This is a genomic window from Kitasatospora sp. NPDC085879 (genome assembly GCF_040686255.1).
Lineage (GTDB): Bacteria > Actinomycetota > Actinomycetes > Streptomycetales > Streptomycetaceae > Kitasatospora.
In genome coordinates this window covers 1-14,688 of record NZ_JBFBJZ010000109.1, presented here as the reverse complement: position 1 = coordinate 14,688, position 14,688 = coordinate 1, and the positions used below count along the sequence as shown (strand labels likewise).

General features: G+C 73.3%; 13 protein-coding genes and 1 pseudogene. 5 read left to right on the top strand and 9 right to left on the bottom strand.

What is annotated here, in order from left to right; all coding sequences use genetic code 11:
• Positions 1–242: 242 nt before the first annotated feature.
• The 3 genes and pseudogenes from AB0P35_RS39010 to AB0P35_RS39000 all read right to left on the bottom strand — a co-directional run bounded on the left by AB0P35_RS39010 (position 243) and on the right by AB0P35_RS39000 (position 2,166).
• Entirely contained in the window at positions 243–1,031 is a 789-nt protein-coding gene (locus AB0P35_RS39010) for a DUF3710 domain-containing protein (RefSeq protein ID WP_363520695.1), read from the bottom strand.
• A 2-nt stretch (positions 1,032–1,033) separates the two neighbouring features.
• Positions 1,034–1,579: pseudogene (gene dut, locus AB0P35_RS39005) on the bottom strand (dUTP diphosphatase).
• Entirely contained in the window at positions 1,576–2,166 is a 591-nt protein-coding gene (locus AB0P35_RS39000) for a PaaI family thioesterase (protein WP_363520698.1), read from the bottom strand. The pseudogene dut and the gene AB0P35_RS39000 overlap by 4 nt, the downstream one beginning before the upstream one ends.
• Positions 2,167–2,302: 136 nt before the next feature.
• Between AB0P35_RS39000 and AB0P35_RS38995 the strand changes: the two genes are divergently transcribed.
• The gene (locus tag AB0P35_RS38995; RefSeq protein WP_095872846.1) at positions 2,303–2,752 is read left to right on the top strand and encodes a DUF3093 domain-containing protein; all 450 of its coding nucleotides are present in this window, start codon (positions 2,303–2,305) and stop codon (positions 2,750–2,752) included.
• 284 nt (positions 2,753–3,036) lie between these two features.
• Here AB0P35_RS38995 and AB0P35_RS38990 read toward each other — a convergent pair whose 3' ends face one another.
• From AB0P35_RS38990 to AB0P35_RS38975, 4 genes are all read right to left on the bottom strand, one after another.
• A complete protein-coding gene (locus tag AB0P35_RS38990; RefSeq protein WP_030277357.1) occupies positions 3,037–3,336 on the bottom strand; it encodes a DUF4193 domain-containing protein in 300 nt (99 codons plus the stop codon).
• 482 nt (positions 3,337–3,818) lie between these two features.
• Positions 3,819–4,802, bottom strand: coding sequence for an acyl-ACP desaturase (locus AB0P35_RS38985; protein ID WP_363520691.1), 984 nt, complete (start codon positions 4,800–4,802; stop codon positions 3,819–3,821).
• 399 nt (positions 4,803–5,201) lie between these two features.
• A complete protein-coding gene (locus tag AB0P35_RS38980) occupies positions 5,202–6,521 on the bottom strand; it encodes a HAMP domain-containing sensor histidine kinase (protein ID WP_363520689.1) in 1,320 nt (439 codons plus the stop codon).
• A 106-nt stretch (positions 6,522–6,627) separates the two neighbouring features.
• Complete coding sequence (locus AB0P35_RS38975; RefSeq protein WP_095872849.1) at positions 6,628–7,281, bottom strand: response regulator transcription factor; 654 nt, start codon at positions 7,279–7,281, stop codon at positions 6,628–6,630.
• Positions 7,282–7,807: 526 nt separating this feature from the next.
• On the opposite strand from AB0P35_RS38975, the gene AB0P35_RS38970 reads away from it, so the two are divergent.
• Positions 7,808–7,993 (top strand): hypothetical protein, encoded by a 186-nt coding sequence (locus AB0P35_RS38970; protein ID WP_363490817.1) that lies wholly within the window; start codon positions 7,808–7,810, stop codon positions 7,991–7,993.
• Positions 7,994–8,210: 217 nt separating this feature from the next.
• Here AB0P35_RS38970 and AB0P35_RS38965 read toward each other — a convergent pair whose 3' ends face one another.
• Together AB0P35_RS38965 and AB0P35_RS38960 are read right to left on the bottom strand one after the other, a co-directional pair.
• Complete coding sequence (locus AB0P35_RS38965; RefSeq protein WP_363520687.1) at positions 8,211–9,026, bottom strand: inositol monophosphatase family protein; 816 nt, start codon at positions 9,024–9,026, stop codon at positions 8,211–8,213.
• A gap of 59 nt (positions 9,027–9,085) precedes the next feature.
• Positions 9,086–10,219, bottom strand: a complete 1,134-nt coding sequence (locus AB0P35_RS38960) for a ferrochelatase (RefSeq protein ID WP_363520684.1) — start codon at positions 10,217–10,219, stop codon at positions 9,086–9,088.
• Positions 10,220–10,357: 138 nt separating this feature from the next.
• Here AB0P35_RS38960 and AB0P35_RS38955 point away from each other — a divergent pair, with 138 nt between their 5' ends.
• From AB0P35_RS38955 to sepH, 3 genes are all read left to right on the top strand, one after another.
• Positions 10,358–11,605 carry an MFS transporter gene (locus AB0P35_RS38955; RefSeq protein ID WP_363520681.1) on the top strand — a complete coding sequence of 416 codons (1,248 nt, stop codon included), beginning with the start codon at positions 10,358–10,360 and terminating at the stop codon, positions 11,603–11,605.
• 123 nt (positions 11,606–11,728) lie between these two features.
• The gene (locus AB0P35_RS38950) at positions 11,729–13,045 is read left to right on the top strand and encodes a D-arabinono-1,4-lactone oxidase (RefSeq protein WP_363520679.1); all 1,317 of its coding nucleotides are present in this window, start codon (positions 11,729–11,731) and stop codon (positions 13,043–13,045) included.
• Between the two features lie 449 nt (positions 13,046–13,494).
• The gene (gene sepH / locus AB0P35_RS38945) at positions 13,495–14,565 is read left to right on the top strand and encodes a septation protein SepH (RefSeq protein ID WP_095872855.1); all 1,071 of its coding nucleotides are present in this window, start codon (positions 13,495–13,497) and stop codon (positions 14,563–14,565) included.
• The last annotated feature ends 123 nt before the right edge of the window (positions 14,566–14,688 follow it).

Here is a 14,688-nt window from a genome sequence, read left to right as displayed (position 1 = left end):
CGCTGTTGAGTTCTCAAGGAACGGACACTTCCTTCGGACCGCCTTCCAGCGGACCCTCCGGGCGTTTCGCTCTTTCGTGTTTCCAGCTTATCAGAGGATTTCCGGCCCGTTTCACCGGGCGTTTTCCTTCGACTCGCTTTCGTCGCCCCTCTCGGCGCGACTCCGGAACTGTACGGGTCCCGGGGCTCCACAAGCAAATCGCCTCCACCCGGCGGCGGCCGGGCGGAGGCGAGGTGCTCGGATCAGCGGACCTCGGTGATCTCCGGACCGCGGGCGAAGGGGTCGAGCGAGGCGCTGTAGCGCTGGTCGCCGCCCTCGGCCGGCGCGCCGTCGGCGACCATCTGCGCGTCCTCGGGGAGCTTCAGCACGATCGGGTCGCGCGGCGCCATCGGCGCCTCGCCCCGCACGACGACGGTCTGCCGGAAGACCTCCTCCAGGATGCCCGCCATCTCGGGCTGGACGGCGGCCTGGCCGGAGATCACACCGCGCAGGAACCAGCGCGGACCGTCGCAGCCGACGAACCGCACCAGCTGGGCACCCTGGGTGCCGTCGGGCAGCTGAACGGGGACCTGGGCGCGCAGGTGCCAACCGAGCGTGCCCTCCTCCTCCTCGATCAGACCGCCCTGCTGGGTGATGCCGTTGGCGATCTCGTCGCGGACCTCGCCCCAGATGCCCTCCGACTTGGGGGCGGCGAAGGCCTGCAGCTGGATCGCACTGTTGCCGAGGACGAGGGTGGCGGCGACGATCGCGTCACCGGCGACCTCCACGCGCAGCTCCATGCCCTCGACCCCGGGGACCAGCAGACCCCCGAGGTCCACTCGTCCTTCCTCGGGCTTCTCGAGCTCGGAGATGTCCCACGGGCCGTCCGGGCGCGGCGCCGGCGGAAGGCCGACCCGGTCGGCCGGGTCCAGCTCGGTGTCGTTCTCGCTCTCGGCGGAACCTTCGACGTCATCGGCCGTCTCGTCGGCGCTGGTGGCGTCCTCGGCGAGCTGCTCGACAGCGTCCTCGCTCTTGTGGCGACGACGGAACACGGTCACTGTCCTTCCCGGTCCAAGACCGAATCCAAGACCGAAGCGAATACCTGCTCGGCTACTGCGAGACCGCGGGCATGCTAGACCGCGGCGTGGCCGCCGGTCGACCCGAACCCGCCTTCGGCTCGCGCCGACCCGGGCAGCTCGGCCACCTCGTGGAAACTCGCCCGCTCCACCTGCTGGATGACCAGCTGGGCGATGCGGTCTCCTCGACGGAAGCTGACGGTCTCGCGCGGGTCCAGGTTGACGACGATCACCTTGATCTCACCACGGTACCCGGCATCGACCGTCCCCGGGGCGTTCACAAGGGCAACTCCGCAACGAGCTGCGAGGCCCGAACGCGGGTGCACGAACGCCGCGTAACCGTCCGGCAGCGCAATGGCGACGCCGGTGGGAAGGACGACCCGCTCGCCGGGGGCGAGTTCGGCGTCGACGGTGGTGCGGAGGTCGGCGCCGGCGTCGCCGGGGTGCTCGTAGCCGGGGACCGGCAGATCGGGGTCGATCCGCTGGATGAGGACGTCCACCGGCGGACGGGCGGTGCTGGTCACGGGTTCACCTCGAAGGCTCTGGCGCGCTTGAACAGGTCCGGGTCGTCCAAGGCCTTCTTGATGTCCTCGGGACGACCGTGCGTGGTGAAGTGTTCCAGCTTCACCTGGATGAAGAGCGCCTGTGCCCGGATCGCGACCGGTCCGTCGGGGCCGCCGATGCGTCCCTCGGCCGCGCTGTAGACCTTCCGTCCGTGCACGCCGGTCACCCGGGCGTGGATGTGCAGCACGCTGTCCACCGGCACCGGGCGGACGAAGTCGGTCTCCAGCCGGCCGGTCACCGCGGGGGCGTGCAGCAGCCAGTTGAGGGTGCCGAGGGTCTCGTCCATGGCCGTGGTGAGCAGGCCGCCGTGGGCGAGGCCCGGGCCGCCCTGGTGGACCGCGCGGACGGTGAAGGTCGCGTCGACGGTGAGGCCCTCGCCGGCCACCGCGGTCAGCTGCAGGCCGTCGGGCTGCCGCGGGCCGCAGCCGAAGCAGAGGTCGTAGTGGGGTCCGATCGGCGTCCCCGGGGCCGGCGCGCCCGGTGCGCGGGGCGGCAGCACGGCGTCGGCCGGCGGCGTGGTCGGTGTGAGGGCGGCGGGGCGGGGCAGCGGCGTGTCGGCGCTCTGCTGCGCGGCGGCGGGGGCGATGGAACCGGTCACAGCCGCGATGCTACCCGCCAGTAGCAACGGGGGGCGGGAGGGGCGTTGACCGGGCACCGCCGGGCGGGCGCCCACAATAGGGGGCATGTACGACGAACGCCTCACCGTCCCGCGGTCCTGGTGGCTGCTCCCGCTCGTGACCGGCATCTCGCTCGGCCTCATCCTGCTGCGCTTCAGCGCCCTCGGGGCGCTGATCGGCGTGGTGGTCGGCATCGCCGCCGCGGCGGCCGCGCTCAGCTCCTACGGCTCGGCGCGGATCCGCGTGGTCCAGGGCTCCCTGGTCGCCGGCCAGGCCCGGATCCCGGTGGACGCGCTGGGCGCGGCCGAGGTGCTCAACCCGGCCGAGGCGGTCGCCTGGCGCTCGGTGAAGGCCGACCCGCGGGCCTTCATGCTGCTGCGCAGCTATGTGCCGACGGCGCTGAAGGTCGAGGTCACCGACCCGGTCGACCCGACGCCCTACCTGTACCTGTCGACCCGCTCGCCGCAGAAGCTGGCGGACGCCCTGCAGGGCGCGCGCAGGGCCGCCCAGCGCTGAGCCTCCGGCCCGCGCGCCCGCGGGCCGGCCGCGGGCGGCCGCCGGAGGGCCCGGCGGACGTGCCGCAGCGGGCCCTGAACGGAGAGCGGGCCCTGAACGGAGGAGGGACGGCTCCGCCATGGGCGGACCGTCCCAGTGCTCCTGTGGTCGCAGGCGCCCGACCTGCGGGTGCGGCCCCCGAACGGGGCCCGCGTCTGCTGCCTCCGGCCTTGCTGCCCAGGGCCGGCGGGGTGGCGTGCCGGGCCGACGGTGAGGCGTCGGGCCCGGGCCATTCCGCGCCGTGCTCAGGCGCCGCAGTCCCGGCAGATGGGCTGACCGTTCTTCTCGCTGTAGAGCTGGCTGCGGTGGTGCACCAGGAAGCAGCTCATGCAGGTGAACTCGTCGGCCTGGCGCGGCAGCACCCGGACCGACAGCTCCTCGTTCGAGAGGTCGGCGCCGGGGAGCTCCAGACCCTCGGCCGCGTCGAACTCGTCGATGTCGACCGAACCGGTCGTCTTCTCGTTCCGGCGCGCCTTCAGTTCCTCGATGCTGTCCTCGTTGAGGTCGTCATCGGTCTTGCGTGGGGTGTCGTAGTCCGTAGCCATGTTTTCGCTCTCCCCCTTTGGGTGTGTGCGGTATCTCCAGCGCACGTAACGCGTGGGGGGCCGGTGTTGTGCCCGACCCGAGGCGGAGATTTTGCCTTACTTCAAGCCCCGTTACTCAATCGACACCCAGTTTCGGACCCGTTGGGGTGACCGAACGGGGTTCGAACGCTGCAGCGGGTGGTCGGCTCCGCGGGGTCGAAACCGCCCCGCGGCGACTACCTTGAGTAGCCGCCACCAGGCCGTTCCTTCACCAATTGACCCTGGCCACGGCACATTTGGCGACACATCGACATTTCCGGCCGGGGCGGCGGCGGTCACCGTCCGCCACGGCGCAGAGTAGCGGCGCGATCTCCGCGCGACACCGCGGGAGTGCGGCGAATGGCCCGATGTGAACTTGGTCACATCTCACACCTTTCCGGAGAATCCCGGACATTCCAGGTGTGAGGCGTCGGCCCGTCGACACCCCCGCGGCAGCGGTCCGGTCAGGCCCTGGCGGCGTTCGCGGCACGTCGGGCGAGCAGCGCGGCCTGCCGCTCGTCGAACTTGGTCGCCTGCGCGTCCAGGCCGTCCAGGAACGCCCCCAGGTGCTCCTGGGCCTGCCGGCCGTCGGCGCCCAGGCCGGTGATCTCCAGGACCTTCAGGTGGCGCAGCACGGGCTGCAGCACGTCGTCGAGGTGGATGCGCAGGTTGTAGACGCCGCCGATGGCGATCTGGGCGGCGGAACGCTCGAAGCCGGGCATGCCGTGGCCGGGCATCCGGAAGTTGGTGACCACCTCGGCGATGGCGTTCATCGCCTCGTCCGGGGCGATCTCCAGGGCGGCCTTCAGCAGGTTCCGGTAGAAGACCATGTGCAGGTTCTCGTCGTTGGCGATCTTCGCCAGCAGCTGGTCGCACAGCGGGTCGCCGGAGTGGTGGCCGGTGTTGCGGTGGGCGATCCGGGTGGCGAGCTCCTGGAAGGCCACGTAGGCCACCGAGTGCAGCATGCTGTGCGAGTTGTCGGACTCGAAGCCCTCCGACATGTGCGCCATCCGGGCCCGCTCCAGGGCCACCGGGTCGACCGCGCGGGTGGCGAGCAGGTAGTCGCGGATGGCTATGCCGTGCCGGCCCTCCTCGGCCGTCCAGCGGTGCACCCAGGTGCCCCAGGCGCCCTCACGGCCGAACATGGTCGCGATCTCGTGGTGGTAGCTGGGGAGGTTGTCCTCGGTCAGCAGGTTGACCACCAGCGAGACCCTCGCCAGCGGGGTGACCTGGGACTGCTCGGGCGCCCACGCCTCGCCGCCGAGCACGCCGTCGAAGTCCCGCCCCTGGCCCCACGGCACGTACTCGTGCGGCATCCACTCCTTGGCGATCTTCAGGTGCCGGTTCAGCTCGTTCTCGACGACCTCTTCGAGGGCCAGGATCAGCTTGGCGTCGGTCCAGGCGGTCGACGCGAGCGGTGCGGTGCGCTGGACGGGTGCGATGGTCACGGCTGGTGCTCCTGTGTGCGGCGTCCGGCGCGTCGGGCGGGATGGGCCGACGGCGGCGGCGCGGACGGTGACGGAACGGGGGGACGGGGCTGGCGGCACGAGCGCGGAGGCGGACGCGGAGGCCGTCCGGGTCGACCCACCTACGGCTGCGTAGGTTACGACACCGTAAGTTGTTTCGGCGGCAAAAGACAAGCCGCCCCCTGCCAGCACTTATGTCGTTCTGACACGGCTGGAGGGGGCGGCGGGGGGCGGCGGGGGTCGGGCGGTGACCGGTCGGTGATCGGTCGGGCACGGAGCGGCGCGCAGTCGCCGGGCGCAGCGGCCGGGCGAGTTCGGCGCCGGGCCATGCGGGCCTCCGCCGGACCCGGGGAGGGGCCGGGGAGAGCCGGGAAGGGGGTCTCAGGGCCCGGGGATGCGCACCCGGACGGTCAGGCCGCCACCGGGCCGCGGAGTGGCCTCGATGGTGCCTCCGTGCGCCCGGACCACCGAGCGGACGATGGACAGGCCGAGGCCGACACCCTTGTCGCTGCGGGTGCGGTCGGCGCCCTTGACCCGGCGGAACGGCTCGAAGATGTGCTCCATCTCGTAGCCGGGCACGACCGGGCCGGTGTTGGAGACGACCAGCTCGCCGACGCTGCCCGGGGCGGGCGTGGTGGACATCTCCACCCAGCCGTCCGGCGAGTTGTAGCGGACGGCGTTCTGCAGCAGGTTGAGCGCGATCCGCTCCAGCAGCACGCCGTTGCCGGAGACCGTCACCGGGTTGAGCTCGGATCGCAGAACGACCTCGCGGGTGGAGGCCTCGGGGCGGAGCTGCTCCAGGGCGCGCAGGGCGACCTCGGAGAGTTCGACCGGGCGCCGGTCGGTGATCTCGTTGTCGCTGCGGGCGAGCAGCAGCAGGCCCTCGACGAGCTGCTCGCTGCGCTCGTTGGTGGCGAGCAGGGTCTTGCCGAGCTGCTGGACCTCGGGGGACGCGTCCGGGTCGGCGAGCTGGACCTCCAGCAGGGTCCGGTTGATCGCCAGCGGGGTGCGCAGCTCGTGCGAGGCGTTGGCGACGAACCGGCGCTGGGAGTCGAAGGAGCGGTCGAGCCGGTCCAGCATGTCGTCGAAGGTGTCGGCGAGCTCCTTGAGCTCGTCGTCGGGGCCGTCGAGCTGGATGCGGCGGTGCATGTCGGAGCTGGCGACCTCGCGGGCGGTGCGGGTGATCCGGCCGAGCGGGCGCAGCACCCGGCCGGCCATCGCGTAGCCGGCCGCGAAGGCGATCACGGCGAGGCAGATCAGAGCGGTGAGGGCCTTGCGCAGCAGGGTGTTGAGGGAGTGCTCGGCCTGGAGGTCCTGGTAGTGGTTGAGCCAGGCGGTGAGTTCGGTCTGGCTGCGGATGACGTCGCCGTCGGGGGTGGTGAGGGAGACGCCCGGGCCCAGTCGCAGCGAGGGCAGGGTGGCGTTCTGCATGGCCTCGCGGACGAAGTAGTACATCAGCAGCAGCAGGACGACGCCGGCCATCAGGAACATCCCGCCGTAGAGCAGGGTCAGCCTGATCCGCACGGTGGGGCGCAGTGACAGCCAGGCGAACAGGCCGTCGCCCGGGTGGTAGTGCGTGGCGGTGGCGGTCTCCTGCGCCGCGGTGTGGCCCAGCGGGGTGCGGGCCGGGCGCGACGGGACCGGGCCCGGGCCGCCGGCGGGCGCGCCGGGGGCCCCGCCGGCGGGGGGCGGGGTGGTCATGGCCTGTCCTCTCGGTACTGCGGTGGGGCGGTGCCCCGTCCGGCGGGGCCGGGCGGGGACGGGACGGGGCGGGCGGCCGGTGCCGGCCGGCTCCGCCGGTGCCGGGTCAGATGCGGTAGCCGGAGCCGGGCACGGTGACGATGACCGGCGGGTCGCCGAGCTTGCGGCGGAGCGTCATCACGGTGACCCGGACGACGTTGGTGAAGGGGTCGGTGTGCTCGTCCCAGGCCTTCTCCAGGAGCTGCTCGGCGGAGACGACGGCGCCGCCGGCGCGCATCAGGACCTCCAGGACGGCGAACTCCTTGGGTGCCAGCTGGACGGGCTTGCCCTCGCGGAGCACCTCGCGGCGGCCGGGGTCGAGGCTGATCCCGGCGCGCGCCAGGACGGGCGGCAGCGGGACGGTGGCACGGCGGCCCAGTGCCCGTACCCGGGCGACGAGTTCGCTGAAGGCGAACGGCTTGGGAAGGTAGTCGTCGGCGCCGATCTCCAGGCCCTCGACGCGGTCGCTGATGTCGCCGGAGGCGGTGAGCATGATGACGCGGGTGGCAAGACCCTGCTCGACGACCCGGCGGCACACGTCGTCGCCGTGGACCAGCGGGAGGTCGCGGTCGAGGACGACGACGTCGTAGTCGTTGACGGCGATGCGCTGCAGCGCGGCCTCTCCGTCGTAGACGACGTCGACGGCCATGGCCTCGCGGCGCAGCCCGGTGGCCACGGCCTCGGCGAGCAGCTGCTCGTCCTCGACGACGAGTACCCGCACGGTGGTAGTCCCTTCCCTTGGGCGGCCCCACCGTGCTGTCCGCCCGTGCGGGCCGTGGTGCGCCGGGCGCGGAGCCGTACCCTGCGGCACGGCCCCGACGGTGCCTCCATCCTGCCTGGTCCGCGGGTAAAGCAGCTGTAAGCGGCCGGATCCGGGCCGGTGCGGGCCCGTTCCGGTACGTTGACCTGCGGGGACGTCCGCGGTGGGGCGGCGGCGGCGGCGCGGACCGAAGGTGTTCCCTCCGGTTGGACTGTGACACGGGCAACTTTCCGACGGCGGGGAGGTTTCCCCGGCGCGCGGTTGGGGAGGACAAGCTCACACCGCGATCGCGCCGTGCGCGGATCGCACCCACCCGCCGTGTGCTCATCCGCACCGGACCGGGGGATCACGTCATCGGGAGCGGCCGTCGAGCCGTCTCCGCGCTCACCGGGGCCGGCAGTGTCCGACCGTGCGGCGTCCCGTGGCACCGTCCACCGATTCGGGGAGCATGCGGGCCCGTGCCCGTCCGACACAGCAAGGGGGCCGTATGGACGCCTTCACCGCCGGAATCCTGCAGCGCATACAGAACGCCGAGCAGGATCTCCACCGCGCTCTCGAGTCCGGGGACGAGTTCCTGGCCGAGGTCGAGCAGTCCGAGCTGGAGGACCTGCGTCGGCTGGCCGCCGACCACGGCATCGACCCGGTGCACGAGATGCACCGCTCGGCTGCCTGATCCGGCCGCAGGACCGACATCCGCCCCGCCCCCGCGGGGCACGCAGGACAGCAGCACCACAGCAGCACCACATCGCAGTTCGAATCAGCGAGCCCTGGCACCTCCCGCGTGCCAGGGCCCATTCACTGCCCGGGCGCACCCGGCCGTCAGGCCCGAAGGGCCCGTCACCGTCCCTCGCGGGGTGGTGACGGGCCCTTCGCCGTGTCCGGGGCCCCGGTCAGCCGTGCCAGGCGCCGAGGGCGTCCAGGCGGGCCTGGAGCGGCTCGAAGACGCCGGGGGCGGCGGCCACCGCGAGGTCGCCGTCGGCGGGCCGGCCCGGGCGGCCGCCGGCGAGGGCGCCGGCCTCGCGGGCGATCAGCAGGCCGGCCGCCATGTCCCAGGGCTTGAGGCCGCGCTCGTAGAAGGCGTCGAGGCGGCCGGCGGCGAGGTCGCACAGGTCGACGGCGGCGGCGCCGGCCCGGCGGATGTCGCGGACCTCGGGCATCAGCGCGAGCAGCACCTCGGCCTGATGGGCCCGTTCGGCCTGCACGTAGTTGAAGCCGGTGCCGACCAGTGCCTGGCCCCACGGCGGCGCGGGGCGGACGGCGAGGGGGCGGCCGTCGAGGTCGGCGCCGCCGCCGCGGACGGCCCGGAAGAGCTCGCCGCGGGCGGGCACCGCGACCACCCCGACGACGGCCTCGCCGTCCACCTCGGCGGCCACGCTGACACCCCAGGAGGGCAGTCCGTACAGGTAGTTGACGGTGCCGTCGAGCGGGTCGACGACCCAGCGGACGCCGCTGCTGCCGGGCCGGTCGGTGCCCTCCTCGCCGAGGTAGCCGTCCTCGGGGCGGCGGGTGGCGATCAGCTCCTGGACCAGCTTCTCGGAGGCGAGGTCCATCTCGGTGACCACGTCGACGGGGCTGCTCTTGGTGGCGGCGACGCCGAGGTCGGCCGGGCGGCCGCGGTGCAGCAGCTCGCCGGCTGTGCGGGCGGCCTCCTCGGCGACGGCGAGCAGTTCGGCCAGCAGCGGATCGGTGGGCGCGGTGCCGGGCACGCGGGTTCCTCCTGGGGTGCGGTCGGAGCGCGGGGTGCGGTCGGGTCCTGGGGGGCGGGTCACCGCTGGGCGGCGGCGGGCCGTGGGGCGCGCGGGTTGGGGCAGCAGGCGGCGGCGCACACGTCGTGGCTGGGGCCGAGCGCGCCGAGGGCGCGGCGCTCGACGGCGGCGCCGCGTTCGACGGCGGCCCGCTCCAGGACGAGGTCGCGCACGGCGGCGGCGAACCGCGGGTCGGCGCCGACGGTGGCCGCCCGGGCGACCGGCAGGCCGAGTTCGGCGGCCTTGGCGACGGCCTCGGTGTCGAGGTCGTACTTGACCTCCATGTGGTCGGAGACGAAGCCGATCGGCACCATGACCACGGCGGGGGCGCCGGCGGCGTTCAGCTCCTCCAGGCGGTCGCAGACGTCCGGCTCCAGCCACGGGATGTGCGGGGCGCCGCTGCGGCTCTGGTAGACGAGCTCCCAGGGGCGGTCGGCGCCGGTCGCGGCGGCGACCGCCTCGGCGACCTGCCGGGCGACGTCCAGGTGCTGGGCGACGTAGGCGCCGCCCGGGGTGTCGCGGGCCGGGTCGTCGGGGGCGCCGGAGCTGTCGGCCATCGCGTTCGGGATCGAGTGCGTGGTGAAGACGAGGTGGGCGCCGGGGCGGACCTCCGCGGGCAGCCCGTCGAGGGCGGCGAGGGTCGCGTCGATCATCGGGCCGACGAAGCCGGGGTGGTTGTAGAAGTGCCGCAGCTTGTCGACGCGCAGCGCGGGCAGGCCCTCGCGGGCGAGTTCGGCGAGCGCGTCGGCGAGGTTCTCGCGGTACTGGCGGCAGCCGGAGTAGCCGGCGTAGGCGCTGGTCGCGAGGGTGAGCACCCGGCGGTGGCCGTCGGCGGCGATCTCCTTGAGGGCGTCGACCAGGTAGGGCGCCCAGTTCCGGTTGCCCCAGTAGACCGGCAGGTCGAGGCCGTGGTCGGCGAAGTCCTTGCGCAGCGCGGCGAGCAGCTCGCGGTTCTGCTCGTTGATCGGGCTGACGCCGCCGAACAGGAAGTAGTGCTTGCCCACCTCGGTGAGGCGCTCCTTGGGGATGCCCCGGCCGCGGGTGACGTTCTCCAGGAACGGCACGACGTCCTCGGGCCCCTCCGGGCCGCCGAAGGAGAGCAGCAGCAGCGCGTCGTAGGGGGCGTGATCGGTGGAGGTGCGCGAGTCGGACATGGCTCCGATCCTGCCACCCGGGGGTGTTCCGACGGTGGCGGGCCACCCGTCCGCCGGAAATGTCTTCGCGGGTGGGCGCGGGCTCTTCGTAAGCTGTCCATACGAACGACGTTCCTTACCCACCCCCGCGGAGCACCAGTGCTGTCCAGCTACCGCCAGATATTCGCCGCGCCCGGCAGTCTGGCCTTCTCCTCGAGCGGCTTCGTGTCGCGGCTGCCGATCTCTATGACCGGCATCGGCATCGTGACGATGCTCGCCCAGCTCCGCGGCTCGTTCGGGATCGCGGGCGCGGTCTCGGCCGTCCTCGCGGTGTCCGCGGCGGTGCTCGGCCCGCAGGTCTCACGTCTGGTCGACCGGTACGGGCAGCGGCGGGTCGCGCTGCCCGCCACCGCGGTGACGATGGCCGCCGCGACCGCCCTGCTCGCCTGCGCCCGGCTCGGTGCCCCGGACTGGACGCTGTTCCTCTTCGCGGCCGGCATGGGCGTCATGCCGAGCACCGGGTCGATGGTCCGCGCCCGCTGGGCGCACCTGTACAGCGACCGGCCGGATCGGTTGCACACCGCGTACTCGTTCGAGGCGGTGATGGACGAGGTCTGCTTCATCGTCGGGCCGATCCTCTCGATCGGGCTGGCGACCTCGCTCTTCCCCGAGGCCGGTGTGGCGCTGGCCGGGGTCTTCCTGGCGGTCGGCGTGGTGCTGTTCACCGCGCAGCGCTCCACCGAGCCGCCCGTCCACCCGGCCGCCCACCACGAGGGCGGCTCGGCGATCCGCTCGGCGGGGCTGCAGGTGCTGGTGCTGACCTTCGTCGCCACCGGTGCGATCTTCGGCGCGGTCGAGGTCGTCACGGTGGCCTTCGCCAAGGAGCAGGGCCACACCGCGGCCGCCAGCCTGGTGCTCGCCGTCTACGCGCTCGGCTCCTGCCTGGCCGGGGTGGTCTTCGGCGCGTTCAAGCCGCGCGGGTCCATGGCCGGGCGCTTCCTCGGCGGAGTCGGCGCCATGGCGGTCGGCATGCTGCCGCTGGTGCTGGCCGCCTCGCTGCTTGACGGCACGGCCGGCCTGGCCGCCGTGGGCGCCGCCCTGTTCGTCGCCGGGCTGTCCATCTCCCCGACGATGATCACCGCGATGGCGCTGGTGGAACGGCTCGTCCCGGCCGCGAAGCTCACCGAGGGGATGACCTGGACGACCACCGGGCTCGCCCTGGGTGTCGCGCTCGGCTCCTCGGTGGCCGGCTGGGTGGTGGACGCCGCGGGCGCCGCCACCGCCTACTGGGTGCCGGTCGCGGCCGCGCTGTTCGCCGCGGCCGCCGCCCTGGTCGGACTGCCCCGGCTGCGCGGCGGGCTGGCCAGCCCCGAGCAGGAGCCGGTGGGCACCCCCGCGGCCCGCTGAACCGCGGCCGAATCGCGGCCGAACCGGGGGCCCACCGGGGACCTTCGGGGCATGGACCGGGGGGCAGCCGAGTGACTACGCTCACCCTACCCACTGGTAGTTCGTGAGCAGGAGGCACTCGGCATGCCCCACGGCACCACCACCGGCACCTGGAGCAACTGGGCCGGCAACCAGACCGCCCGGCCCGCCCGGGTGGTCACCCCCGGCTCCGCCGAGGAGATCGCCGACACGGTGCGCGGGGCCGCCGAGCAGGGGCAGCGGGTCAAGGCGATCGGATCCGGCCACTCCTTCACCGCGATCGCCTCGGCCGGCGACGCCGTGCTGGTCCGCCCGGACGCATTGACCGCCGTCCGCTCGCTGGACCGCGAGGCCGGCACGGTGACCGTCGAGGCCGGGCTGCCGCTCGCCCGCCTCAACCGGCTGCTCGCCGCCGCCGGGCTCTCGCTGGCCAACATGGGCGACATCGAGGTGCAGACCGTGGCCGGCGCCACCAGCACCGGCACCCACGGCACCGGCCGGGACTCCGGCTCGCTCGCCGCGCAGATCCGCGCGGTGGAGATCGTCCTCGCCGACGGCAGCGTCCGGACCTGCTCCCCGAGCGAGAACCCGGAGCTGTTCCAGGGCGCCCGGCTCGGCCTCGGCGCGCTCGGCGTGGTCAGCGCCCTGACCTTCGCGGTCGAACCTGCCTTCCTGCTGACCGCGCACGAGAAGCCGATGCGCTTCGACGAGGTGCTGGCCGGCTTCGACGACCTGGCCGCGGTCAACGAGCACTTCGAGTTCTACTGGTTCCCGCACACCGACCTGTGCACCACCAAGCGGAACAACCGCAGCCAGGGCCCGGCGGCGCCGCTGCCCCGGTTCAAGGCCTGGCTGGACGACGACTTCCTGTCCAACACCGTCTGGGAGGGCGTCTGCAGGGCCGGCCGGCGATTCCCCGCCTCGATCCCGACCATCGCCCAGCTCGCCGGCCGGGCCTGGACGGAGCGCGTCTACACCGACAGCGCGTACAAGGTGTTCACCAGCCCGCGCCGGGTGCGCTTCATCGAGATGGAGTACGCGGTGCCGCGGGAGGCCGCCACCACCGTGCTGCGCGAGCTCAAGGCGCTGGTGGAGCGCTCCGACTGGAGGATCAGCTTCCCGGTGGAGGTCCGGGTGGCGCCGGCCGACGACCTGTGGCTGTCCACCGCGAGCGGCCGCGACAGCGTCTACATCGCCGTCCACCTCTACCGGGGCACCGCGGACAGCGGCTACTTCACCGAGGTGGAGCGGCTCATGACGGCCCACCAGGGCCGCCCGCACTGGGGCAAGCTGCACACCCGCGACGCCGGGTACCTGGCCGGTGTGTACCCGCACTTCGGCGATTTCACGGCGCTGCGCGACAAGGTGGACCCGGACCGGATGTTCGCCAACGACTACCTCCGCCGGGTGCTCGGGGACTGATGGGGAGTCGGCAGCAGTTTCCTCGGTCAAACGGCGGAGACTCGAACAATTCTGTCGATCCTGCACGGCGCGGGACACAACGGGCGAAATTCTGCTCCCACCCGGTCGATATATGTGAAGATGATCACCGTTCGGCGATCTCGAAGCGCTCAACGGTGTGGCCGCTCTTGAGATTCCGGTGAATCGGGGGAGACTTGAGCGGCGAGCCGCCCCGCTTGGTGCCACGAATGGAGTACTGTTCGTGGGGCCTGAGCCTTCGGCGTTCCTGTTGACTGCCCGTCTGACAGTGGCCTAGGGGCCCGGGGGCGACGTCGACCGGCGACGTGGCGAACAGGCAACCGTGCCACAACGGCGTGCCCGGGTCTAAGCCCGACACGCCGGGTAACTCTGCAAGGTTGTGGCCAGTCGCAGGCGGGCAGGCCACACTCAGTACGGGAGCAGCGACGCAGGTGACGTCGGCAGGCACCACCCGGGAGGTAACCGTGCCCGAACTGCGCGTCGTGGCCGTCAGCAACGACGGCACACGGCTGGTGCTCAAGGCTGCCGACAGCACGGAGTACACCCTCCCCATCGACGAGCGGCTGCGTGCCGCCGTCCGCGGCGACCGGCCGCGCCTCGGCCAGATCGAGATCGAGGTCGAGAGCCACCTGCGGCCCCGCGACATCCAGGCCCGGATACGAGCCGGTGCCTCCGCGGAGGAGGTCGCACAGGCGGCGGGGATCTCCGTCGAACGGGTCCGCCGCTTCGAGGGCCCGGTGCTGGCCGAGCGTGCCTTCATGGCCGAGCGCGCCCGCAAGACCGCGATCCGCCGGCACGGCGAGTCCACCGGGCCGCAGCTCGGCGAAGCCGTCGCCGAGCGGCTCACCCTGCGCGCCGCCGAGAAGGACACCGAGCGGTGGGACTCCTGGCGCCGGGACGACGGCACCTGGGAGGTCATCCTCAACTACCGCGCGGACGGCGAGCACCGGCGCGCCAGCTGGACGTACGACCCGCCGCGGCGGCTGGTCCAGCCGAACGACGACGAGGCGCGCGCCCTGATCGGCGAGAGCGTCGACCGCGACGAGGACTCGGTCTTCCCGTTCATCCCGCGGATCGCCCGGCTCCCCCAGGACCGGCCGGCCCGAGCGATGATCGAACGGCCCTCCGCCGACCGGATCATGTCCGGCCGGGAGGTCCGCGAGGCCCGGGAGGCGACCGCGGAGAACCGCGACTCGCTGACCAGCCTGCTCGACGTGGTGCCCGCCTACCGCGGCGACCTCGCGATCGGCCCCGCGCCGGAGCCGGTCACCGCCGAGGAGCCGGAGGAGGCCGAGGAGCCGGCCGCGCCCGCCGCGAGCGTCGGCGCCGGCTCGGCCTACGCCGACATCCTGATGCCGCGGGCCGTCGCCCCGCACCGGGAGCGGCTGGTCGGCACCACCGACCGGCAGGCCGAGGCCGACGGCGTCCGCCCCGGCCGACGCGCCACCGTGCCCAGCTGGGACGAGATCGTCTTCGGCAGCCGGCGCAAGAAGCAGGAGTAGTCGCAGCGACGGTTCGGGGGGGGGGCCCCCCCGGGGGGGCGCCCCCCAACCCGGAAGCCGCCCGCCCCCCCCCACCCCCCGGGGCCCCCCGCGCCCCCGCGCGGCCGCGCCACACCGAACACA